Consider the following 21,027-nt stretch of genomic DNA (forward strand, 5'->3'; position numbering starts at 1 on the left):
CCAGTCAGGGTTAACGGGATGAGGAATCGATCAGTCCGGCGGCGAGCGCCAGTTGCCACAGTCCACGCTCGGTGGCTTGCTCGGCCAGGGTCACCCGGGCAAAACCGCAGGTGTCGAGGGCACGGCTGTAGCGGGCGCACAACTGTGCGTTGCCGATGAGGATGATCGAAGGAAGATCTGTGCTGTTGCGTCGGCGCCGTTGCACGGCGGCCAGCGCCGTCAGCTCGTGGCCGATCAGCAGGCCGGACAGATAATCCGGTTGCGCAGTGGCGCTGAGTTCACCGGTCAGGCCCAGGCTGCGGGCGCTGAACAGGGTCGACAGCACGCCGATTTCGCCCTCTGCCGACAATGCCACCTGCACGCCGCGATCGAATGCCTCGGCGTCGAACGTCGTGCTGTGCTGTTGGGTACGGCCGAGAATGCTGTGTTCGCTGAGCACGGCGAACACTTCGCCGGTCATGAAGGTGTCGAAGCGGGTGATGCAGCCGTCGGCCACTTCCACCCATTTCGAATGACTGCCGGGCAGGCCGATCAGCAGATCATTGCCCGCCTCGACCGGCAGATTCTGCAGGACACCGAGGACCTGGGTTTCCTCGCCGCGCATCACGTTCGGCAGCGCCGAACGCTGAATCACACCCGGCACGATATGCACGTCGACACCGCGAAGACTGTGAACGGTTTGCAGGGATTTTCCGAGATCGGCCACGTTGGCCGGCGTATCGCGGTAGGACGCTTCGCGCCAGCCCTGGGCGCTGCCGACCATGCCACAGGCAATCACCGGCAAGCCGGGTTGCGCGTCGAGCCAGTCGCCGCACGCCTCGTCGAACGCCAGTTCAAAACCGTCGGCGCATTCACGACCGTTGATGACCCGCGGCGTCTTCGGCAACTGCATGATCCCGAACGACAGCGACCGCTGCGCCAGCACCTGCCCGCCCGCCGCGATTTTGTAAGCACGTAGTGAGGTCGTCCCCCAATCGAGCGCGATCAATTGCGCCAGCATCGCTTCACCTGTTTTGTTATTGGCAGTGAGTGAGCTGGACTATAGACCTCTCAGGCGAGAAATCTCAATATGTAATTTTGCATCCCATATTTTGGGATTTGCCTTTCTTAAAAGCCCGGACAGCGAATTGAGCAACGAGCACCGCCTGTCCGGACGGATCGCATCCCGTTTAAAACTTATCGATCTCTCTTAACAGATCTGCCGTTGGAACTTTCATGTCCTCCGACAAATATATTTTATAGGAGTAGGAATTAATTCTGACCTTACAGACAATAGACTCTCGGCCCACTAATAAAGACCTCAATGCCTCACCTTCAATGATTTTTTCACTGGTATCGTTTTTTCTTTTGAAAAATAAAACATCCGCCCTGAAAACCGGCCCGGCACTTGAAATTTCAGGCTCGACAAAACCCTCTCCATATCTACCCGCAGAGTGAGGTGCCGAAAAATCAAAATCGTCCTCAAAAGAACACAGCAGCGTCTGGCTTATTTTTGATTTGAAAAGATTGACAACATCAACATCAGACGAAAAACGCACCTGATAAATATTCCTATCCAAATAACGTTCAACACCAACGTATTGTAAATGAGCAGTGGGCTTACCATGATTCATCGCACAGGAAGTGCAAAGCAAGAAAGCCATACATAAAATTATATTACGCACATTTCCGTCCTTTGAAATGAGTAACAACAACCTGCATCAAAGCGTCTCTGGCCGAGATGCCACTTTGCAGGACTGATGTGTAGATAACCCAGGCATCGGCGTGATTCACATTCACTCGCCCGTTCATATTGGGCCCACTTTTCATATCCCATTGCTCTCCAAAATCGGCTACGAGATCGGAAAAATTCCAGTCTTTGGCATCGGCTCTGACGTTAACCCAATATTCCGCCTTCGGCTTCGGCTCCTGACGGTAGATGTTAGAACCCCCCCACACGATTTTTCCTTCGCCAACCGGATCGAGTGTAACCAGACACGGAATTCGATACCCCTTATCAGTCAATACAGCTGACAGGTGCGCACCATTCCATCCGCCCAAGCTATGCCCAATGATATATACAGGCGTGGTCACATCAGCAATCTTCTTCAGCACATTCTTTTTCAGATCATCTTCACTAATAAAATAGTTATAACCAATATGGTGGATATCATAATTATCAGAACAAATACCCTCAGCCTCCATATCCCTGACGAACACCTTCATGACGTCAGCAACGTTATTATTGGGGCCTGTGCTGTAATAACTTTCTTTATCACCCGCACCACCCACAAAAAACAGAACAATCTTTTTGGGAGTGATCGTGGCCTGCTTGACTGTTCCGTCCGTTTTGCAGGTCAGGTCGTGGGTCACGACCAGTCTTTTACAGCCTTTCAGAGCAGGATTTTCAGTAGTCATATCTGCCTACTCCACGAACAGCTTGATCGACTCAGGCAAATGCGAACTCACGGTATGGGTAAACCCCGCGTCATTGGTTACGCCGTGCTCCACGCTCCCATCAGCGCGTTGAATCGCGTAAGGGTGATTTGGCATGGGGTCGGTGACGCGTAGCGCTCGGCCGTCCAGCGGCCAGTTTCCGAGTAGACGTACCAGCCCATCGGCGACAGCACGCCTTGGTGGAACATCGATTGCCCGGCCGGCGCGACAAATCCGCAGCACACGTGCAGGCTCAGCCAGCCTTGATGAACATCGATGAATCCGTTCGGATCAAACGTTCGCAGCGGTATCACCCGGTAGTCATCGTAGCCCGCGCTACGCGCCATCAGCTCGGCATCGAGCCGCGAGACAAACGCACGGATAGCTTTGCAGCCCATGCGGTTGACGGTGCAGAGGATGTCTACCGGTTGGTGGTTCGGGTTGTCGCTGGAGCCGAGGTTTTTGACCAGACCGTAGAGGCGGATCGACGCCCGAAGTCCGCTCATCGCCGGTCACTCGTTGACGCAGCGAAGGCTCCACGGGCGTGGAGAAAGAGTGCCAGAGGCATTGCAGGTGTCGTCCGTGAGCGCGCAAAAATGGCGCACAGGATGCCGGACTAGAGCGGTTTGGACAATCGAATCAACAGTCAGATTGCCACTATTTGTTCAGCCCTCGGCAAACTCGCGCAACACCTTGCCATCCATGCGATACCTCACCCACTCTTCCTGCGGCTGGGCGCCGAGGGATTTGTAGAATTCAATGGCCGGGGTGTTCCAGTCCAGCACGCTCCATTCGAAGCGGCCGCAGTCGTTGGCGCAGGCGATTTTTGCGAGGTGGCGCAGCAGGGTTTTTCCGGCGCCGCCGCCCCGTTGTTCCGGGGTGATGTAGAGGTCTTCGAGGTACAGGCAGTTGCTGCCCAGCCAGGTCGAATAGCTGAAGAAGAACACCGCAAAACCGATCGGCAAGCCGTCGCGCAGGCAGATCAGGCCATGTGCCGTGGCGCCTTCGCTGAACAGGCTGCGTTCAATGTCCGCGACGCTGGCGATGACTTCGTGACGGGCCTTTTCGAAGTCTGCAAGTTCAGTGATGAACGCGAGGATTTGCGGTGCATCGCTGGGGGTCGCCGGGCGGATTTCGATCGTCATGGACGGGCCTTGTCGGAAAAAGGAAAACGCCATACTAAGGCGGCGCGCGGCGCTCGTCACATGGCAATCCGCGGATTAGGCTAGCGCGGCCGATGATTCACAAGGACTCCCATGAACAATCTCGCTTTTTCGCCTCTCACGGAACTCGCCGCCCAACTGCTGCCCCACGCGCTGGAACCGTCGGAGGACGGCGCCCACGATCTGTCGCACCTGCAACGGGTCTGGCACAACGCGCGCACCTTGCAGACCGAGGAAGGTGGCGACCTTGAAGTACTGCTCGCGGCCGTGCTGCTGCACGATTGCGTGGCGGTGGAAAAGAACTCGCCACTGCGCTCACAGGCATCGCGTCTGGCAGCGGAAAAAGCTTCAAAGGTGCTGACAAAACTGAACTGGCCCGAGGCCAAAATAGACGCCGTCACCCACGCCATCGAAGCCCACAGCTTTTCCGCCAACATCACCCCGCTAACCCTCGAAGCCCGACTGATGCAGGACGCCGACCGTCTCGATTCCCTCGGCATGCTCGGCGTCGCCCGCACCTTCTACACCGCCGGACGGATGGGCAGCGCGCTGTATGACCCGCACGATCCCGAAGCCCGGGACAGGGACTACGACGACAAGCGATTCTGCCTCGATCATTTCCAGACCAAACTGCTGCACCTCGCCGACGGGTTCCAGACCACTGCAGGCCAACGTCTGGCACAGCTCCGCCATCAACGCCTGAAAGGCTTCATGGAGCAGTTCAAGGACGAGATCGGCCTCGAAAGCGCTCAGCCCGTCTGAACCGTTCGTCGCTCATCAGGCACCAATCTTTCACGAGGGCAGACCAACGTGAGGTAAGGATTTCAATCACTGGAGACTCCCTATGATCCCGTCAAGGTTGACTGCGCTCGTATTCGCAACCCTCCTCAGTCCGGCGGTATTCGCCGCCTCGACCACCGCCGCCGGCACCGGGCCGACCGATCCGGTCACCCAGCCCAGAGCACCCGCCATCAACAGTGCCCCCGGTATGAATACCGACGGCTCGGGTGTACCGCTGATCAATCAGCCGCCCGCCACAGGAACCGATCCTCGCACCCAGGGCAGCGATCCTGGTCGTCAGGGCGGCATGAACACCCCCGACGCTCCGGCCGCCCCCGACAACGCCGGTCCCGGCGTCGGCTCGAAAACCACCACGGGTGGTTCGGGCTCTGAAGGCGCAGGACAGTGATCCATGCTTCATCCACGCAACGTGTCTTATCCACTTCCCTGAAGAGGTAACCATGAACGTCGATAAAAACCTGGAAAAAGAAGTCCTCACCCGCCTGCTGCATGCCCACCCAAGCGGCCTCGGTAAAGAGGTGCTGGACAATTATCGCGGCGAGAAAGTCGTGGCCAGTGCCCTCGCCGCCCTGCAGGAGCGTGGACTGATTCACCACGGACACATCACTTGCAATGAAGCGGGAGAGCATTCGCTGAATCTGCCGATCAAGCTCAGCGCTGCGGGTGTGGAAGCGGCGCGTAAGCTCGATACCTGACGCTTCCGGTCACTGGCGCAAGCAGTGTTCGAATGCATTGCCTGCGCCGGTTCATACCGAGATTCATCCAACCACCAGGAGACTCGCCATGCCTCGTGGAAGCAAAGCCAAATACACTGAAGAACAGAAGCGCAAAGCCGAACACATCGAAGACAGCTATCAGAACAAAGGGATGTCCAAGGACGAAGCTGAAGCCCGCGCCTGGGCGACAGTGAACAAACAGTCCGGCGGCGGCGAGAAGGCCGGAGGTTCCGGGCGCCGGAAACCGGCCAGCGCCAAAGCTTCAGATCGCAAGGAGTCGGCGCGGCGCGCGACAGTAAGCCGTGAGGGACATTCGCGCGATAGCAAGGCTTCACGCGAAGTGCAGACGGTCGATAGCCTGCGCAAGGAGGCCCGGGAGCGGAAAATCCCCGGGCGTTCGTCGATGCGAAAAGATGAGTTGATTGCGGCGTTGCGCAGAGCCGGCTAGGTCCAGACTGGATGTAACGGCTGAAGGCCTTATCGCTGGCAAGCCAGCTCCCACGGAAATCAAAGGGCTGGCAAAAACTGCGCCCCCTACTGAAACCTGTGGGAGCGGGCTTGCCAGCGATTGCGATCGTTCAGTCAGTGCATTTTTTGCTGATCAGCACATCAACCTCGGCAGTGCCAGGAGCGGTCGCCGGGCCCCAGCGGGTGACGGCCAATGCAGCCGCAGCATTCGCCCGCCGGGCGGCTTCATGTGCCAACAGTCCTTGCGCCAATCCAGCGACAAACGCTCCGGCATGCGCATCGCCTGCGCCATTGCTGTCCACAGCCTGCACCTTGAAACCCGGCACATGCTGACGTTCACCGCGCTGATGAATCCAGCAACCCTGCGGGCCGTCGCGCACGACCATCAGCACCTCCTGCGGCAGGTGCACGGCCAGGCGGTCCAACGCGGTTTCGATATCCGCCGCGCCAGTGAAACGCAGCGCCTCGACGCTGTTGCTGGTCCACACATCGATGCGCGGCAGCAACGCCTGCATCATCGGTGAGTCCGGCGATTCCACCAGCGGGCCCGGATCGAACACCACGTTGATCGTCCTCGGCAGCGCCAGCGTCCAGTCCAGCAACGCCTGGGCCTTTCCGCTGTGCAGCAGGCTGTAGCCGCTGACGTAGACGTAGTCCCCCGACTCGGCGGCAACGCTGTTCAGCTCCGCCGCCGTGACCTCGCCTTCAGCGCCGATGTAGGAAATGAAGCTGCGCTCGGCGGACGCATCGGTCAGCGCCACGCAGATGCCGGTGTCACGCTCTGCAGGCTGGTCGATGCCGATGCGGATGCCTTCGGCGTTCATCGCCTGCCGCGCCAGATCGCCGAACCGACCGTTGCCGTGGCGGCCGAGATAGACCACCGGCAAGCCATTGCGCGCGGCGGCAGCCATCACATTGAAGCCGCCGCCGGCTTCGAAACTGGCGGACTGCGCCAGCACGTCACCGCCAATTTGCGGCAGCGCATCCACGGCCATGACCAGGTCAATGATGACCTGGCCGGTGTGCAACATCTTAGGCATGAGCATTCTCGGATTGCGCAGCGCGGCGATCTCTCGCCCCGCCGAGTACGAAGTAAATGCCGCCGGCGACCACGAACGTCACGATCCAGCCGAGGCCGTTGTGGCCCAGCCAGGAGTCGGACAGGAAGCCCTTGAACCAGACATTTTCAGCCGTGGTGCCGATGGTGGTGAAACTGAAGCCCAGCACGATCGCAATCGCCCACGCGCCGAACGCGCGCCACTCGATGCCGCCGCTGTACCAGTAGGCGCTGCTCGGGCTGACGTCGAGCAGGTCTTTCGGGCTGTAGTAGTGACGGTGAATCAGGTCGACCACGAAGATCCCGACCCACGCGGTGATCGGCACCGCCAGCAGGGAAATGAAGGTAATGAACGGGCCGTAAAAACTGTCGGCGATCAGCATGAAGTAGATCGAACCGGCGAAGATCGCCACGATGTCTACCACCACCGCGTACACGCGCTTGACCTTCAAGCCGAGGGTCAGCGTGGTCAAACCGGCGGAGTACACCGACAGGTTGTTCGACAGCAGCAGGCCACCGAATGCGGTGATCAAGTACGGCACGGCCATCCAGGTCGGCAGCATGTCGCGGATCGCCACAATCGGGTCAGTCGCCGACGCCAGGTCATTGTTGCCCACCGACAGCAGGCCGCCGAGGGTGATCAACAGTACCAGCGGAATCCCCGCACCGAACGCCGCCGAAGCGACTAGGCGCACGGCTTTGACGCTGCGATGCTGATAGCGCGACATGTCGGCGCCGGCGTTGGCCCAGCCGATCCCGGTGCCGGCCGCCATGGTGCCGATACCGATGATCATCGCGCTCATCGGCGCCGGCGTCGCGTTGAACACCGCGCTCCAGTCGATGGTCGCGCAGAGGAAGCCGCCGACCAGAATGTTCAGTGCGCCGAACACATAGGTCGCCCACTTCTGGATCACCAGCAAGGTGGCGTGGCCGAGGCCGGACACCGACAGGGTCAGCAGCACGAAAATCGCGATGAAAATCAGGGTCAGCACCGGCGCGCTTTTGGCTTCCACCGGCGAGCCGAACAGGATCGAGCACAACGACAGCAGCACGAACGCGGCGGTGGTGGTGTTGACGGTTTCCCAGCCTAGGCGCGACATCAGCGACACCAGCGTCGGGCCGATATTGCCGCGTACACCGAAGATTGCCCGCGATAAAGTCAGGCTCGGCGCACGACCGCGACGGCCGGCAATCGAGATGATCCCCACCACCGCGAACGAACCGGCAGCGCCGAGGATCGCGACGATGATCGCCTGCCAGATCGCCAGGCCGCGAAACGCAACCAGCGTGGCGCCCAGCGGCAGGCCGAGGATGGAAATGTTGGCAGCGAACCAGACCCAGAACAGTTGCAGCGGATGACCGTTGCACTCACCTTCCGGCACCGGTTCGATGCCCCGGGTTTCCAGTTGCCCGGCGTTTTGCCCGGCGGTCGATGAACTCATGAAAAATGCTCCTGTTTGCCTTTATTGTGGTTGTGGCAATGACGCAGAACGACAAGACATCCCGCCCCTTCCTGGGCCTGTCTGCGCGATCCATTGCGGGTGAATATTCCGGATTTGTGGTGCGCCCATCGCTGGCAAGCCAGCTCCCACAGGTTGGAAGTGAACCTTGAGGTTTGCACCGTCCCTGTGGAAGCTCCCTCAGGTTCAAAGCGAACCTTGAGGTTTGCACCGTCCCTGTGGGAGCTGGCTTGCCAGCGATGGCGTCAGTCCAATCAACGCAAAGCCAACAGCCCTGTCACCAACGGTTCCAGCTCCAGACCATTGACGGCCTTCACCGTCTCGATCATCGGCACCGGCCAGCTCTGCAGGCCCAGGCAGGCCCCGAGCATGGCGCCGAGAATCGCGGCGATGGTGTCGGTGTCGCCACCCAGGCTCGCGGCCAGGCACAGCGCATCGAACGGCGTCATTTCACCGACCGCGACCTGCTGCGCAAGGGCGAACGACACTACGACCGATTCCTGCGACGCCACCGAGGTGCCGATCACGTCGTACAGCAGATCCGCGAGCAACACCGGGTCGCTTTCGACACTGATGCTGCGCGCCCAACTGATCCGTGAAGCGATGCGCCCACCGGCCACCCAGTGCCCGTGTGTTTCCGCTTGCTGGGCGATCTGCTGGCCGAGGTTCAGCGCCTCGCCCAGATCCAGACCATTGATCCCGGCCGAGACCACCGCCGCCACCGCCGCCGCGCTGGAAATCCCCAGCGTGGTGTTGTGAGTGACCTGACACGCCTGCACCACCGCCGCGATAAAGCGCTCGGGGTCGGCGACATCCGCCGCGATGCCCACCGGGGTGATGCGCATCGCAGCGCCGTTGGTGGTGCCGTAGCGCCCGGCCTCCTCCGGCGAATGGCCGGCGAGGATCATTTCAATCGCACGCTTGGTCGACGGGCCGAGCAAGTCCTGCGAGCCCTTGGCCTGCATCTCGGCTTCCCATTCGATCAGCCGTTGCGCGAGCACCGCCGGTTCGATCCAACCCTTGCCTTCAACCAGCAACTCGCCGACCAGAATCGCCTGTTCGGTGTCATCGGTGATCGAGCCCTTGGGCATGTTCGCGGCAATCGGCTGCAAGGGGCCGGCGTCTTGCAGATCGGTGATCTGGCCGAAGCGCTGCTTGATGGTTTCGCGGTTCAGGGATTGGGTCGGCATGCCCAGCGCGTCGCCCAGGGCCAGGCCGTAAAACGCGCCCAAGGCACGGTCGAGGGCGGTCATTTCGATTCTCCAAATTGCAGGTGCAGACGAAAATGCACCGGGTCGAGCAGGCTTTCGACCTGCTCCATAAAGCGGTTTTGCCGGTCGTAGGTGGTGCGCAATGCCTTGAGGAACACCGTGCCCTCCGGACGGCCGAGCAGTTCGGCATCCACGGCGTTGAGCGGTTCGGCACCGATCCACTGATCGCCGCGCTCGCCGATGTAGCCGTAAGCGGCCAGGGTGATGGTCAGGGAGTTATCGATCAAGCCCACTCGCGGCAGGCTTTCCAGGCCTCCGCTGGCGGGCATCAGAGAGCGTTCAAGGGACACCGCCGTGCCATCGTTGGAACGGCGGCGACGTTCGAGAAGAATGAATTGATCGGAGCCGAAACGCGGCAATAGATCCTCGCGGGTCACGGCTTCCAGGCGCAGCACATCGGTATTGATCAGCGCCCCGCTGTCGGCCAGGGCCTGGGCCCAGCCGCTGCGCTGGTCGAGCGCCACGCCGTCAAACGTGACGATGGAACCGACCCCGCTTTGCGTAGCGATGTAATTGCGCCGCTTCAGTTCAGCCAGGGCTTCGCGCAACGTGCCTCGGCTGACGTTGAATTCCTGAGCCAACTGATGCTCGCCGGGCAACAGAAAGCCGTCCTCCATGAGGCCGCTTTCGATGCGTCGGACGAGCTCGTCGACCACCCGTTGTTTCTTGTCAAATCGTACCTGTCTAATCATGTACAAAGTGATAACCGAAACGGGTTGAGACGGGCAAGGGAAATTTTGGGTTGGTGACAGAAGGCGAGGAAAATCAAAAGCACCCTCACCCTAACCCTCTCCCGGAGGGAGAGGGGACTGACCGAGCTGTATTACGCTCTACATCAACCTGAAAAACCCAGTCGATTATGGATTCAGCAAAACACTTTCAGGTCGATGTATCTCTGAAGCATCCCCCAATTAGTCCCCTCTCCCTCCGGGAGGGTTAGGATGAGGGAGCTCTTGATCTTAGCGTTGCTTGAGACGGTCGATAACCACAGCCAACAGCAGAATCGACCCACGAATCACATACTGATAAAACGTGTCGATATTCTTCAGGTTCATCGCATTCTCGATAATCGCCAGAATCAAGACCCCGGCAATCACATGCCGGATCATCCCGATCCCGCCACTCAGCGACACCCCGCCCAGCACGCAGGCCGAAATCACCGTCAGCTCAAAACCCTGGCCAATCATCGGCTGACCCGAAGTCATCCGCGACGCCAGAATCACCCCCGCCAGTGCCCCAATCACCCCATGCACCGCGAAGATGATGATCTTCGTGCGATCGACATTCACCCCCGCCAGCAACGCCGCCTCCTGGTTTCCGCCGATGGCCATGGTGTTGCGCCCGTAGGTCGTGTAGTTCAGCAGCCAACCGAAAAACAGGAAGCAGACGATAGTGATCAGGATCGGCACCGGCACACCGAACAACTGACCGTTGCCGAACACGAAGAACGATTCCTGCGATACGCCCACCGCTTTGCCGTTGGCAAAGATGTAAGCCAGGCCACGGACGATCTGCATGGTCGCCAGCGTCGTGATCAACGCGTTGACCCGCAACTTGGCGATCACGATGCCGTTGATCAAACCGACGATCAGGCCCATCACCAGCGCAGCGCTGACACCAAGAAACACGCTGTTGGTGTCGCGCATCACCACCGCCGCCACCACCCCGGCGCAGGCGATTACCGAGCCTACCGACAAGTCGAAATGCCCCGACGCCAGGCAATACAACATGGTGCACGCGGCGATCCCGGTAGTGGAGATCGCCAGACCCAGGCCACGCATGTTCAGCGGCGAAAGGAAGTTGTCGATCAGCAGGGTGCAGGCGACAAAAATGCCCACCGCCGCCAGCAGCATCACCCAGTCGTCGAGGAAGCGCCGCATATCCAGAGGTTTGCGCTCGGTCGGCAGGGTTTCGTTTTGGGTTGTCATCATAGTCACCTCTCAGTTCGCCACGCCGTCAGCGCGGTGGCGCGGCAAAGCCAGTTGCAGCAGGTTGGATTCGTTGGCCTGGTCGCGGCTGACTTCGCCACGCAAGGCGCCCTCGCACAGCACCAGAATGCGGTCGGAAATGCCCATCACTTCCATCAGATCGCTGGACACCACGATCACCGAAATACCGTCGGCCGCCAGGTTATGGATGATCTGGTAGATCTCGGCCTTGGCGCCGATGTCGATGCCCCGGGTCGGTTCGTCGAGCAGCAGGACTTTCATCGGCATCGACAGCCAGCGGCCGAGAATGGCTTTCTGCTGATTGCCGCCGGACAGGAACTTGATCTGTTGCCCGGCGTGGGGCGTTTTCACTTTCAGGGCCTTGATCTGTTTCTCGGCGTTGCCCTTTTCCCAGATCCCGCGCAGCAGGCAACCGAGCCCGGAATGCGCACCGCGCGCACTGATGTTGATGTTCTCGGCGACACTGGCAAGCGGAATGATGCCTTCCTTCTTGCGATCCTCCGGGCACAGCAGAATCCCGGCGGCAATCGCATCGCGGGGCGAACGCAGCTTCAGTTCATGGCCGCGCAATTCCAGGCGTCCGGCGGTGTTGCGCTCCAGACCGCTGAGCAGCCGGAACAGCTCCGTGCGCCCTGCCCCGACCAGCCCGAACAGGCCCAGAATTTCGCCCTTGTGCGCATCGAAACTGATCGGCTCGCGCAGGCCCGGGCCGAGCAAGCCATCGACTCTCAGCGCCACGGCACCGCGCGGGCGACCGCGATAATCGTAAATGTCCTGAATGTCGCGCCCGACCATGCAGGTCACCAGTTGATCGTGGGTCAACTGGCTCATGTCGTCGAAGGTGCGCACGTAGCGACCGTCCTTGAACACCGTCACCGCGTCGCAGATGCGGAACACTTCTTCCATGCGATGGGAGACGTAGAGCACGACTTTGCCCTCGTCGCGCAGTCGGCCGATGATCGCCATCAAGCGGTCGATTTCCCGCGCCGAGAGGCTGCTGGTCGGTTCGTCAAAGGCAATCACATGCGCGCCACGGGACAACGCCTTGGCGATTTCCACCAGTTGCCGCTGGCCGAGGGACAAGCGTCCGACCTTGGTCTGCGGGTCGATTTCATCGGCCAGGCCTTTAAGGCAAGCCAAGGCTTGCTGGCGCAGCGCACCACGATTGATCAAGCCGAAACTGGCCGGCAGATGACCGAGAAACAGGTTCTCGGCCACAGTCATTTCCGGCACCAGATGCAGCTCCTGGTGAATCACCGCCACGCCGCTGCCGATGCTGTCGGCAGTGGACTTGAACGCCATCATCCGCTCGCCGATCTGCAGCTCGCCGCTGCTCGGGATGTAGGCACCGCCGAGGATCTTCAGCAGGGTCGATTTGCCGGCGCCGTTCTCGCCCATCAAGGCGTGAACCTGTCCGGGGTGAGCGACGAAACTGATGCCGTCCAGCGCCTTCACGCCCGGGAAGGTCTTGCCGATCCCGTTGAAACGCAGGCTGCCGCTGGCGCTGTGTTCTTGTGTCTGTACTTGCGCGTGCATTTAAGCCACCTCATCACACCGTTCAAGCGGCCCGGCTGGCCGGGCCGCCGCTGCCGTCAGTTCCACAGGCCGATCTTCTCCAGCTCCTGCTTGAAGTTGTCGCGGGTGATCAGGGTGACGTCGTCCATTGCGGTGTACTTCGGCGGTTCCTTGCCGGTGGTGACCCACTCGTACATCATCTCGGCGGTCTTGTAGCCTTCAATGTGCGGGCTCGGCAGCATCGAACCGTAGAAGCCGCTGTTGGGCTTTTTCAGCTCGCCGATGGCGTCGGTGCCGTTGATGCCGATGCCGATCACGTTGGCCGCGGCAAAACCGGCGGCTTCAGTGGCGCGCACGCCGCCCAGCACAGTGTTGTCGTTCATGCCGCCGATGATCAGGTTCTTCGCCGCACTCGGCAGCTTGACCAGCGCCGAGTTGGTGGCGTCCATGCTGCCCGGTACGTCGAGGGTTTTCAGAGCGGCGGTCAGAATGTGCTCTTTCGGCATGCCGGCATCTTCGAGGGCCTTCATCGAGCCGTCGGTGCGCTTCTTGCCGGTGTCGAGTTCGTTGTAGGTGTTGACCACCGCGTAGGTGTCTTTCCAGTCCCAGTTACGCTTTTTCGCCTCGGCGGCCATAGCGGCGCCCTGCTTCTGGCCGACTTCGAACGCGGCCATGCCGAGGTACGGCACGTCTTCCATGAACTTGCCATTGGCGTCGACGAAGCGGTCGTCGACGGCAATCACTTTCAGGTCATTGAGTTTGGCCTTGGCCATGATCGCCGGGCCGAGCGACACGTCCGGCGGGCAGATGACGAAGCCCTTGGCGCCGTTGGCCGCAAGGCTGTCGATAGCGGATAGGGTTTTCTCGCCGTCCGGCACGGCGATCTTGATCAGCTCGAAGCCTTTGTCCTTGGCAGCTTTCTCGGCGAAGGCCCATTCAGTCTGGAACCACGGCTCTTCGGCCTGCTTGACCAGAAACCCGATCTTCACCGGATCGGCGGCCAGCAGGGCACTGCTCAGGCTGAACGCAGTGACCGCCAGCGCGGTACTGCACAGGGTACGAATCCCGAAACGACGTTTCATAAGCAGACTCCTTGTTATTTTTCTTGAGCGTTATTTGAAAAACGTTAAAGCGGTCGAAGCGTTTCCTGCTAATCATGACGACAATAGTCATATCGTATGATGATTGGATTTCAGGCGTACCTTTCCACCTGAAACCCGCTTTTGTCAGTCGTGGTACATGACCGAGCGACCACCATCGATAGTGATGCACGAGGCGTTGATGAACGGCGCTTCATCACTGGCCAGGAATACAGCAGTCATTGCCACTTCGATCGGTTGGCCGATGCGTTTCGGTGGGTGCAGATCGAAGGCGCGCTGACGTTCGGCGTGCGGGTCGGCGAAGCCGTTCCAGTAATCGACGTTGAGCTGAGTTTCGATGTAGCCCGGGGCGATGGCGTTGACGCGAATGCCTTTCGGCGCGTACTCGATGCCCAGCGCGCGGGTCAGCCCGAGCAGGCCATGCTTGGCCACCGGGTACGGGAAGCAGCCGGGAATGATGTTCGTCGAATGGGTCGAGGCGATGTTGATGATGCTGCCGATACCCTGTTCGATCATCTGCGGCAGCACGGCCTTGCAGCCATACCAGGCGCCGTCGAGGTCGATGGCGAAGCAGCGTTTCCAGTCTTCTTCGGTCATTTCCAGCGGATCGCGGAACACGTTGACACCGGCGCAGTTGACCAGCACATCGATGCGACCGTGCAGCTCGATGGCCAGTTTGGCCATGGCGTGCAGATCCTGCTGACGCGAGACGTCGGCCTTGATCGCCTGCACATCGGCGCCCTGCTCGCGCCAGTGGGCGGCGACTTTCTCGACCTTTTCGGCCTGGATATCGCTGATCACCAGTTTGGCCTGTTGCGAGGCGAAGGTCGCGACGATTGCTTCGCCGATGCCTTGGGCAGCGCCGGTCAGCAGCACGACCTTGTTTTTCAGGCGCTCGCCTTTCGGTGGCTCGGGCACCGGTGGCAGGGACAGAGGTTCAGCCATGAATCAGGACTCCTGTTCGAAAGCATAAAAAAACCGGGCATCTGACGATGTCCGGTCTGGAAGGCTTGTGGAACAAAACAGGCGCGCGCACGCCGCAGTACCGAAACGGCCCGAAGCGCTGACTCCGCTGTGGAGTGCGATGAAAATTCGCTGCATCACTTCACCTGTTTTGTTCTTTTTAAGTGTGAGTGCGTGTTACTGCTGGAGCCGACTATAAACCCGACCGCCAAATAATCTCAATATATAATTTTGCATCCCATATTTTGGGATTTAACCAGCGAATCGCGTACAGAGCTTTCCGGCGACGTCCACTCGCAAAGACAGAAGGGCGCCGTCCAGCGGGTGATTCAGCGGACTTTTAGCGCTGGTGATGTACAGGGTTTTCAGGTCGGCACCGCCGAACACGCAACTGGTCGGGCGGCTGATCGGCAGCTCGATCCTGCGGTCGATCTGGCCATCCGGTGTAAGGCGCAGCAGGCAGCTGCCGTCCCAGCGGGCGTTCCACACGTAGCCTTCGGCGTCCATCGCCGAACCGTCCGGGCCACCGTGCTGATCGGCGCTGTACCAAGGCTGGGCAGTGTCGAGGTTGCCGTCGGTGTGAATGAAATAGCGGTACAAGGTGCTGTCGAGGCTGTCGCCGAACAGCAGCGTGGTGCCGTCGTCGCTCCAGAGCAGCGTGTTGGGAATGCCCAGCCCCCGTAACAAGGGTGTGACCCTTTTATCCGGATCAATCCGGAACAGCCCGCCGGAACGACGGATAATCGGCAGATCCTCGCCCCGCTCGCCAATGTTGTTTTGCATGGTGCCGAGCCACAAACGGCCTTGGCCATCACAACGTGCTTCGTTGGCGCGATTGCCCGGTTGCGGATCGGCGACGCAGAACAGCGTCAGTCGCGGCTCGAGTCCGGGGGAATCGAGATCGAGCCGGTAGACGCCGCTGCTCAGGGTCACAAGTGCGTCGCCGCTGGCGCAGGGAATGAACGCCGAGACGTGCTCCGGCATCTGCCAGATCTGCACGTTCTGCCCGATCAGCCGCAGCGCCTGCCTGCCGGCAATGTCGACCCAGTACAGTGCCTGGGTCGGTGCGTCCCAGAACGGGCTCTCGCCCAGTTGCGCCCGATGCTCTGTCACCGCAGTCCACGTCATGCAACCTCCTGTCTTGTTGTTTTTGTCAGCTGGCTTTCTTGTCGGCCATCACCTGCGGGTAGAACCGCTTGATGGCCAGGTCGGCATTGTCGATCAGGGTCATGCAGGCCCACACCCCGCGCGCGGCATCCCGTGCGGCGATGGCGTCGGCCATGTCTTTGTGAATAGGCAAGGTGCGGCGCAATTCGTCGGGGTCGGCTGCGGACACTTCGAAGGACACGGCAAGCAGCGCGCCGAGGGCCGGCACCATTTGCTCGATGAATTGATTGTGGCTGGCGGCGAGAATGCATTCGTGGAAGAACTGGTCGGCGCGGTTGTAATCGATGCCGCTGTCGACCGCCCGTTCCAGCGCGTTGTAGGCCTGCCGCACGGCTTGCACCTGTTCGACGGTCGCCCGCTCGCAGGCCCAGCGCACCGCCATCGGTTCGATGGTGCGGCGCAGGTCGAGCAGGTCATCGACGAAGTTTTCCGGCAGGCCGCTGCGCGACAGCCAGCCCACGACTTGCGGATCGAACAGGTTCCAGCGCTTGATCGGCAGCACTCGCGTACCGACTTTCGGCCCGACTTCGAGCATGCCTTTGGCGACCAGAGTCTTGATGGCTTCGCGGATCACGGTGCGACTGACCCCGAGCTGCTCGCCCAGATCGGCCTCGACCTTGATTGCCTGCCCCGGTTTCACCTGGCCGGCAGCAATCCAGGCGCCCAGCCAGTCAACCGTTGATGCGTGAAAACTGCTCGACATGGACACCCCGAAGCCGTTCGCTGTGGGTGCCTACGCTAATCATCATACGATTGAGAGTCAACGACAAAAAACCGCAGCCTGCTTTCACAGACTGCGGTTTGTCTTAAGGTTCGAGGCCGATGCGGAAGAACTCGCCGCCACTCCAGACGCCCAGCCAACGCTGCCCATCGATTTCATGGCTGACTGCCAGCTCCACCAATTGGTAGAACACGTTGCGGTGGATCAGCGCTTCGAGGTTGGTGCGCACATGCACGTAAGGGGCAGGTTCTTGCGTTGTCGGATCGATCTCGACGCGGATCGGATGTTCCGCGCCGGCCTCGGTGATTTCATCGACATTGGTGGTAAAGCGCAGCACTTGCGCCTCACCCTCGCCTTCCACCTCGACGGCAATCGCCACAAATGGCGCGTCATCGACCTTGATTCCGACTTTCTCCACTGGAGTAATCAGAAAGTAATCATCGCCGTCGCGGCGGATGATGGTGGAGAACAGCTTGACCATCGGCTTGCGCCCGATCGGCGTGCCCAGGTAGTACCAGGTGCCGTCGCGGGCGATGCGCATGTCGATATCGCCGCAGAAATCCGGGTTCCACAAGTGCACCGGCGGCAAGCCTTTGGTTTTGGGGATTTGCCCCAGCAGGTCATTGGCTTTTTGCGGGCCACTCATGGCGTACTCCTTGAATTACTGGTCCCCGACGCCCAGCAGGCTGCGCGCGTACTGCGCAAGCGGTGGGCCGATCAGGTCTTCGGGCTTGTTGTCGTGGAACGTCAGTAAACCGCCACGACTCTTGATCCGTGCAGTATCAATCAAATACTGGGTGCTGGTCTCGATCAACATGATCTGAATCACGCCGCCGTCGATACCGAGGCGATCCACGGCTTCCTGATCCAGCCACTCATCGGAGTTGCCGATGCGGTCGTCAGCCTTGGCGAAACGGGTGTACAGCAGGTAGTGGGCGCCGGCGTCGCGGGCTTCGCCCATTGCCTGGTCGAGGCCTTCCGGCGCGCGGGCGCGGCGGACCATCGGGAAGTATTCGACGAAGCCTTTGAAGGCCTCTTCGGCGACGACGTTGGGACGCGGGTAAGAACCACCCGGCGGCGCGAACGAGCCTTGTGCGATGTAGATAAACGAATCCGGCTGAATGCGGAAATTGTTTACGCGACGGCTGTCGCTGTGATCCAGCAGCCCAGCGTCGCTCATCTGGTAGCGAGTCCCTTCGGCCATGTCACTGACAGTCATACAGCCGCCCAGCGCCAAAACGGCCAGCAGCAAAACCAGGCTACGCATCCTAATCCTCCAGAAGCCGGTGACGGAAAACCGGCGAATGGCCGTAGGATGCAGCTTTTGCGCCAGTCCTTGGAAATGTGCAGGTATCCGCTTTGAAATAAGACTTTGTGGCTAAACCGGGCTCAGCCGCCGATGATCTTCATGACGGTCGCGCCGCCGGAGAACGCGACTTCCTGCTTGTCGCCCAGCGCCTTGACCAGCAGCCGTTGCAACGCCGGCAGCGCCTCGTGACGTGGTTTGTCGAGCAGGTCACCGACGTAGTGGCGGTTGCTCGACGACAGGCAGCCATGCAGCCATCCGGTGGACGACAGGCGCAGGCGCGAGCAGGTTCGGCAGAACGGCACACTTTCGTTGGCGATCACGCCGAAGTTGCCCAGACCGGGAATCGCATAGCGAACCGCCGTGGCGTCCACTGGCGCGTCGGTTTGCGCGTACTCGTAATGTTCACCGATCAGGCTCAGCAGCTGTTGCAGGCTGACGAACTGTTGCAGGAAGGCGTTGGAATCGGTGGCCAGGTGGCCCATGCGCATCAGCTCGATGAAGCGCAGCTCAAAGCCGCGCTCGAGGCAGTAATCGAGCAGCGGCATCACTTGGTCGAGGTTTTGCCCGCGCAACGGCACCATGTTGACCTTGATCTTCATCCCCGCCGCTGCCGCCTGATCCATGCCATCCAGCACGGTGGCCAGATCGCCGCCACGGGCAATGCTGCGGAACGCGCCGGCGTCCAGGGTATCGAGGGAAACGTTGAGGCGTCGCAGGCCGGCATCGACCAGCAGCGGAAGTTTTTTCGCCAGAAGTTGACCGTTGGTGGTCAGGCTGATGTCTTCCAGGCCCATCCTGCCGACGGCGCTCATGAACGATTCGAGTTTGGGGCTGACCAGCGGCTCGCCACCAGTGATGCGCAGGCGCTCGATGCCGGCGGCTTCGATCAGATAAGCCACGCCACGTGCCATGGCCTCGGCCGACAGTTCATCCTGCGCAGCCACCAACCGCTTGCCGTTGGGCACGCAGTAGGTACAGGCGTAATTGCAGGCTGAAGTCAGACTGATCCGCAAATTGCGAAAACGCCTGCCTTGACGGTCAACGATCATGAAGCACTCCGGCGATGGAAAATCGAGCGGCTAAAACTTGACTCACAATTCAAGTTTTAGCAAGCCCTATGCCTGAGTATATTCCTGCGGTACTGCGCCATGTAGCGAAAAACACGGCGCATAAGGCAACTGAATGATTCAGCTGCTTGGCGTTTCAGGATCGCGCTTGCGCTTGTTGCCCATGCGCACGCCGATGTCCATCAGGAACTGGAAGAAACCTTCCTGATCCTCCAGCACGTTGCTCCAGAACGGCGAGTGATACAGCGCCACCGCGCCATGCACCAGCGCCCAGGATGCGCAGTAGTGGAAGTATGGCGGCACGTCTTCGAGCTTGCCTTCGCTGATGCGGCCCTTGATGAGCAGCGTCAGGCGTTCGAAGTTCGAGGCACGGATCTTGTGCAGCTCCTCGACCATCTCAGGCACCTGATTACCCTTGACCACCTTCTCTTCCAGGCGATCGAACAGGCGATAGCGCTGCGGGTCGCGCATGCGGAATTCAAAGTAGGCACGGGACAGCGCTTCCTTGTCCTTGTCGACATCGGCCGAATGCAACAGCTCGTTCAAGTCGCGCTCGTAATCGAGCATCAGGCGCAGATAGATTTCGGCCTTGGACTTGAAGTGCTTGTAGATCGTGCCTTTGCCGATACCCACGGCATCAGCAATCATCTCGACGGTGACACTGTCTTCACCTTGTTCGAGGAACAGCTTGAGCGCGGTATCGAGAATTTCTTGCTCGCGGCGACGAAACTCACGGACCTTACGAGGTTCTTTGTGCATAAGAAAAGGTCTGTAGGGGTCAAAATTCGAAGCCGCGTATTATGCCTAACTTGCGCAAAAATGCACGGATCATCCGACCATATCTGTGTTTCTTGTTCATTTCACGAACGTTTCGGGGGAATGAGAACATAACCGAAGCGAACGTATTCCAAATTTGTTTAAAAACCCCGGCCGGCCAACTGGACTCGGCGCCAGACTGATCAATACTTGAACTGTCGGGCGACATCTCCCCCAAGTGTCGCGCCGGTAAAGGTACCAAGGGACCGCGTGCCTTTGTTTTACTCCTAATGGTCTTAACCCGGATTCACCCCCCAGAACCCGGGTTTTTTTTGCCTGCGATTCAGGCTTTTACATTCGCCAGCGGGAACAGTCGCTTGAAGTTCTCGGTGGTCTGCTCGGCAAAGCGCTCGTAGTTCTCGCCGCGCAGCATCGCCAGAAACTCTGCCACTTCCCGCACGTATTGCGGCAGGTTCGGTTTGCCGCGATACGGGATCGGCGCCAGGTAAGGCGAATCGGTTTCCACCAGCAGGCGATCGGCCGGAACCTTGCTCGCCACATCGCGCAGCGCATCGGCATTGCGGAAGGTGACAATGCCCGACAGGGAAATGTAATAACCCATGTCCAGCGCTGCCTTGGCCATGTCCCAGTCTTCGGTGAAGCAATGCAGCACGCCGGCCTGGGGCAACGCGGCTTCGCGCAACAGCTCGAGCGTGTCGGCACGGGCGCCACGGGTGTGGATGATCACCGGTTTGCCGGTCTGCTGCGCGGCTTGCAGGTGCAGACGGAACGATTCCTGCTGCAGCTCTGCCGCTTCCGGCTCGTAGTGGTAGTCCAGACCGGTTTCGCCGATCGCCACCACTTTCGGGTGATTGAGCTCGTGCAGCAGCCAGTCCAGCGCCGGCGCCGCGCCCGGCTGCACATCCAGCGGATGCACGCCGACCGAACAATCGACGTCGTCGTAACGCTCGGCCAGGGCTTTGACATCGGCCGCGTTGTCGGCGCTGACGCCGATGCACAGGAAGTGCCCGACTCCGCGCTGACGGGCCGCATCCAGCGCGGCATCCAGGGAACCGTCGTGAACGGCGAGGTCGAGGCGATCAAGGTGACAATGGGAATCTACGAGCAT

24 protein-coding genes and 1 pseudogene are annotated in these 21,027 nt (G+C 60.2%); 4 read left to right on the top strand and 21 right to left on the bottom strand.

What is annotated here, in order from left to right; translation table 11 throughout:
* Nucleotides 1–10: 10 nt before the first annotated feature.
* The 6 genes and pseudogenes from AWU82_RS01025 to AWU82_RS01045 form a co-directional block, all read right to left on the bottom strand.
* On the bottom strand, nt 11–1,000 hold the full coding sequence (locus AWU82_RS01025) for a 2-dehydro-3-deoxygalactonokinase (RefSeq protein ID WP_064383451.1): 990 nt from the start codon (nt 998–1,000) through the stop codon (nt 11–13).
* Nucleotides 1,001–1,169: 169 nt separating this feature from the next.
* Nucleotides 1,170–1,664, bottom strand: a complete 495-nt coding sequence (locus AWU82_RS01030) for a hypothetical protein (protein ID WP_139831612.1) — start codon at nt 1,662–1,664, stop codon at nt 1,170–1,172.
* Entirely contained in the window at nt 1,657–2,397 is a 741-nt protein-coding gene (locus AWU82_RS01035; protein WP_064383453.1) for an alpha/beta hydrolase family protein, read from the bottom strand. The genes AWU82_RS01030 and AWU82_RS01035 overlap by 8 nt, the downstream gene beginning before the upstream one ends.
* 6 nt (nt 2,398–2,403) lie before the next feature.
* Nucleotides 2,404–2,538, bottom strand: a pseudogene (locus AWU82_RS29640) (PAAR domain-containing protein); the annotation flags it as partial.
* Nucleotides 2,475–2,921 carry a hypothetical protein gene (locus AWU82_RS01040; protein WP_223290668.1) on the bottom strand — a complete coding sequence of 149 codons (447 nt, stop codon included), beginning with the start codon at nt 2,919–2,921 and terminating at the stop codon, nt 2,475–2,477. The pseudogene AWU82_RS29640 and the gene AWU82_RS01040, both read right to left, overlap by 64 nt.
* A 159-nt stretch (nt 2,922–3,080) precedes the next feature.
* Entirely contained in the window at nt 3,081–3,560 is a 480-nt protein-coding gene (locus AWU82_RS01045) for a GNAT family N-acetyltransferase (RefSeq protein ID WP_041475599.1), read from the bottom strand.
* Between the two features lie 111 nt (nt 3,561–3,671).
* Between AWU82_RS01045 and AWU82_RS01050 the strand changes: the two genes are divergently transcribed.
* The 4 genes from AWU82_RS01050 (at nt 3,672) to AWU82_RS01065 (ending at nt 5,543) form a co-directional block, all read left to right on the top strand.
* Entirely contained in the window at nt 3,672–4,340 is a 669-nt protein-coding gene (locus tag AWU82_RS01050) for an HD domain-containing protein (protein ID WP_064383455.1), read from the top strand.
* A gap of 82 nt (nt 4,341–4,422) precedes the next feature.
* Nucleotides 4,423–4,767 carry a hypothetical protein gene (locus AWU82_RS01055; RefSeq protein WP_011335415.1) on the top strand — a complete coding sequence of 115 codons (345 nt, stop codon included), beginning with the start codon at nt 4,423–4,425 and terminating at the stop codon, nt 4,765–4,767.
* A 52-nt stretch (nt 4,768–4,819) separates the two neighbouring features.
* The gene (locus AWU82_RS01060) at nt 4,820–5,074 is read left to right on the top strand and encodes a hypothetical protein (RefSeq protein WP_011335416.1); all 255 of its coding nucleotides are present in this window, start codon (nt 4,820–4,822) and stop codon (nt 5,072–5,074) included.
* An 88-nt stretch (nt 5,075–5,162) separates the two neighbouring features.
* Nucleotides 5,163–5,543 carry a Rho termination factor N-terminal domain-containing protein gene (locus tag AWU82_RS01065; protein ID WP_064383457.1) on the top strand — a complete coding sequence of 127 codons (381 nt, stop codon included), beginning with the start codon at nt 5,163–5,165 and terminating at the stop codon, nt 5,541–5,543.
* 130 nt (nt 5,544–5,673) lie between these two features.
* Here the strand turns inward: AWU82_RS01065 and AWU82_RS01070 are convergent, their stop codons facing one another.
* The 15 genes from AWU82_RS01070 to AWU82_RS01140 all read right to left on the bottom strand — a co-directional run bounded on the left by AWU82_RS01070 (nt 5,674) and on the right by AWU82_RS01140 (nt 21,027).
* The gene (locus AWU82_RS01070; protein ID WP_064383459.1) at nt 5,674–6,603 is read right to left on the bottom strand and encodes a PfkB family carbohydrate kinase; all 930 of its coding nucleotides are present in this window, start codon (nt 6,601–6,603) and stop codon (nt 5,674–5,676) included.
* Entirely contained in the window at nt 6,596–8,062 is a 1,467-nt protein-coding gene (locus AWU82_RS01075) for a purine-cytosine permease family protein (RefSeq protein WP_064383460.1), read from the bottom strand. Before AWU82_RS01075 ends, AWU82_RS01070 begins: the two co-directional genes overlap by 8 nt.
* Nucleotides 8,063–8,334: 272 nt before the next feature.
* Nucleotides 8,335–9,333: an ADP-ribosylglycohydrolase family protein gene (locus AWU82_RS01080; RefSeq protein WP_064383463.1), complete on the bottom strand. Its 999-nt coding sequence runs from the start codon at nt 9,331–9,333 to the stop codon at nt 8,335–8,337.
* Nucleotides 9,330–10,043, bottom strand: a complete 714-nt coding sequence (locus AWU82_RS01085; RefSeq protein WP_064384156.1) for a GntR family transcriptional regulator — start codon at nt 10,041–10,043, stop codon at nt 9,330–9,332. Before AWU82_RS01085 ends, AWU82_RS01080 begins: the two co-directional genes overlap by 4 nt.
* Before the next feature lie 267 nt (nt 10,044–10,310).
* Complete coding sequence (gene araH / locus AWU82_RS01090) at nt 10,311–11,279, bottom strand: L-arabinose ABC transporter permease AraH (RefSeq protein WP_011335422.1); 969 nt, start codon at nt 11,277–11,279, stop codon at nt 10,311–10,313.
* A 12-nt stretch (nt 11,280–11,291) separates the two neighbouring features.
* Entirely contained in the window at nt 11,292–12,836 is a 1,545-nt protein-coding gene (gene araG / locus AWU82_RS01095) for an L-arabinose ABC transporter ATP-binding protein AraG (RefSeq protein WP_064383464.1), read from the bottom strand.
* A 56-nt stretch (nt 12,837–12,892) separates the two neighbouring features.
* Nucleotides 12,893–13,897, bottom strand: a complete 1,005-nt coding sequence (locus AWU82_RS01100; RefSeq protein ID WP_064383467.1) for a substrate-binding domain-containing protein — start codon at nt 13,895–13,897, stop codon at nt 12,893–12,895.
* A 144-nt stretch (nt 13,898–14,041) separates the two neighbouring features.
* A complete protein-coding gene (locus tag AWU82_RS01105; protein WP_011335425.1) occupies nt 14,042–14,860 on the bottom strand; it encodes an SDR family oxidoreductase in 819 nt (272 codons plus the stop codon).
* Nucleotides 14,861–15,130: 270 nt separating this feature from the next.
* The gene (locus AWU82_RS01110) at nt 15,131–16,006 is read right to left on the bottom strand and encodes an SMP-30/gluconolactonase/LRE family protein (RefSeq protein WP_064383469.1); all 876 of its coding nucleotides are present in this window, start codon (nt 16,004–16,006) and stop codon (nt 15,131–15,133) included.
* Between the two features lie 25 nt (nt 16,007–16,031).
* On the bottom strand, nt 16,032–16,748 hold the full coding sequence (locus AWU82_RS01115) for a FadR/GntR family transcriptional regulator (protein WP_064383471.1): 717 nt from the start codon (nt 16,746–16,748) through the stop codon (nt 16,032–16,034).
* A gap of 103 nt (nt 16,749–16,851) precedes the next feature.
* A complete protein-coding gene (locus tag AWU82_RS01120; protein WP_064383474.1) occupies nt 16,852–17,412 on the bottom strand; it encodes a DUF1285 domain-containing protein in 561 nt (186 codons plus the stop codon).
* Nucleotides 17,413–17,427: 15 nt separating this feature from the next.
* The gene (locus AWU82_RS01125; RefSeq protein ID WP_007950810.1) at nt 17,428–18,033 is read right to left on the bottom strand and encodes a DUF4823 domain-containing protein; all 606 of its coding nucleotides are present in this window, start codon (nt 18,031–18,033) and stop codon (nt 17,428–17,430) included.
* A 122-nt stretch (nt 18,034–18,155) separates the two neighbouring features.
* The gene (locus AWU82_RS01130; RefSeq protein ID WP_064383475.1) at nt 18,156–19,124 is read right to left on the bottom strand and encodes a GTP 3',8-cyclase MoaA; all 969 of its coding nucleotides are present in this window, start codon (nt 19,122–19,124) and stop codon (nt 18,156–18,158) included.
* Nucleotides 19,125–19,262: 138 nt separating this feature from the next.
* The gene (locus tag AWU82_RS01135) at nt 19,263–19,901 is read right to left on the bottom strand and encodes a TetR/AcrR family transcriptional regulator (RefSeq protein ID WP_007950805.1); all 639 of its coding nucleotides are present in this window, start codon (nt 19,899–19,901) and stop codon (nt 19,263–19,265) included.
* A 340-nt stretch (nt 19,902–20,241) separates the two neighbouring features.
* Nucleotides 20,242–21,027 (bottom strand): TatD family hydrolase, encoded by a 786-nt coding sequence (locus AWU82_RS01140; protein WP_064383477.1) that lies wholly within the window; start codon nt 21,025–21,027, stop codon nt 20,242–20,244.

The organism is Pseudomonas glycinae (genome assembly GCF_001594225.2).
GTDB classification, from domain to species: Bacteria; Pseudomonadota; Gammaproteobacteria; order Pseudomonadales; family Pseudomonadaceae; genus Aquipseudomonas; species Aquipseudomonas glycinae.

Excerpts from the sequence above, each read along its gene's own strand:
- AWU82_RS01070 (WP_064383459.1), bottom strand. The coding sequence starts at position 6,603 with ATGCCTAAGATGTTGCACACCGGCCAGGTCATCATTGACCTGGTCATG.
- AWU82_RS01065 (WP_064383457.1), top strand. The coding sequence starts at position 5,163 with ATGCCTCGTGGAAGCAAAGCCAAATACACTGAAGAACAGAAGCGCAAA.
- AWU82_RS01075 (WP_064383460.1), bottom strand. The coding sequence starts at position 8,062 with ATGAGTTCATCGACCGCCGGGCAAAACGCCGGGCAACTGGAAACCCGG.
- AWU82_RS01025 (WP_064383451.1), bottom strand. The coding sequence starts at position 1,000 with ATGCTGGCGCAATTGATCGCGCTCGATTGGGGGACGACCTCACTACGT.
- AWU82_RS01040 (WP_223290668.1), bottom strand. The coding sequence starts at position 2,921 with ATGAGCGGACTTCGGGCGTCGATCCGCCTCTACGGTCTGGTCAAAAAC.
- AWU82_RS01085 (WP_064384156.1), bottom strand. The coding sequence starts at position 10,043 with ATGATTAGACAGGTACGATTTGACAAGAAACAACGGGTGGTCGACGAG.
- AWU82_RS01055 (WP_011335415.1), top strand. The coding sequence starts at position 4,423 with ATGATCCCGTCAAGGTTGACTGCGCTCGTATTCGCAACCCTCCTCAGT.
- araH (WP_011335422.1), bottom strand. The coding sequence starts at position 11,279 with ATGACAACCCAAAACGAAACCCTGCCGACCGAGCGCAAACCTCTGGAT.
- AWU82_RS01135 (WP_007950805.1), bottom strand. The coding sequence starts at position 19,901 with ATGCACAAAGAACCTCGTAAGGTCCGTGAGTTTCGTCGCCGCGAGCAA.
- AWU82_RS01045 (WP_041475599.1), bottom strand. The coding sequence starts at position 3,560 with ATGACGATCGAAATCCGCCCGGCGACCCCCAGCGATGCACCGCAAATC.
- AWU82_RS01035 (WP_064383453.1), bottom strand. The coding sequence starts at position 2,397 with ATGACTACTGAAAATCCTGCTCTGAAAGGCTGTAAAAGACTGGTCGTG.
- AWU82_RS01130 (WP_064383475.1), bottom strand. The coding sequence starts at position 19,124 with ATGATCGTTGACCGTCAAGGCAGGCGTTTTCGCAATTTGCGGATCAGT.
- AWU82_RS01125 (WP_007950810.1), bottom strand. The coding sequence starts at position 18,033 with ATGCGTAGCCTGGTTTTGCTGCTGGCCGTTTTGGCGCTGGGCGGCTGT.
- AWU82_RS01110 (WP_064383469.1), bottom strand. The coding sequence starts at position 16,006 with ATGACGTGGACTGCGGTGACAGAGCATCGGGCGCAACTGGGCGAGAGC.
- AWU82_RS01050 (WP_064383455.1), top strand. The coding sequence starts at position 3,672 with ATGAACAATCTCGCTTTTTCGCCTCTCACGGAACTCGCCGCCCAACTG.
- AWU82_RS01140 (WP_064383477.1), bottom strand. The coding sequence starts at position 21,027 with ATGCTCGTAGATTCCCATTGTCACCTTGATCGCCTCGACCTCGCCGTT.
- AWU82_RS01120 (WP_064383474.1), bottom strand. The coding sequence starts at position 17,412 with ATGAGTGGCCCGCAAAAAGCCAATGACCTGCTGGGGCAAATCCCCAAA.
- araG (WP_064383464.1), bottom strand. The coding sequence starts at position 12,836 with ATGCACGCGCAAGTACAGACACAAGAACACAGCGCCAGCGGCAGCCTG.
- AWU82_RS01105 (WP_011335425.1), bottom strand. The coding sequence starts at position 14,860 with ATGGCTGAACCTCTGTCCCTGCCACCGGTGCCCGAGCCACCGAAAGGC.
- AWU82_RS01115 (WP_064383471.1), bottom strand. The coding sequence starts at position 16,748 with ATGTCGAGCAGTTTTCACGCATCAACGGTTGACTGGCTGGGCGCCTGG.
- AWU82_RS01100 (WP_064383467.1), bottom strand. The coding sequence starts at position 13,897 with ATGAAACGTCGTTTCGGGATTCGTACCCTGTGCAGTACCGCGCTGGCG.
- AWU82_RS01080 (WP_064383463.1), bottom strand. The coding sequence starts at position 9,333 with ATGACCGCCCTCGACCGTGCCTTGGGCGCGTTTTACGGCCTGGCCCTG.
- AWU82_RS01060 (WP_011335416.1), top strand. The coding sequence starts at position 4,820 with ATGAACGTCGATAAAAACCTGGAAAAAGAAGTCCTCACCCGCCTGCTG.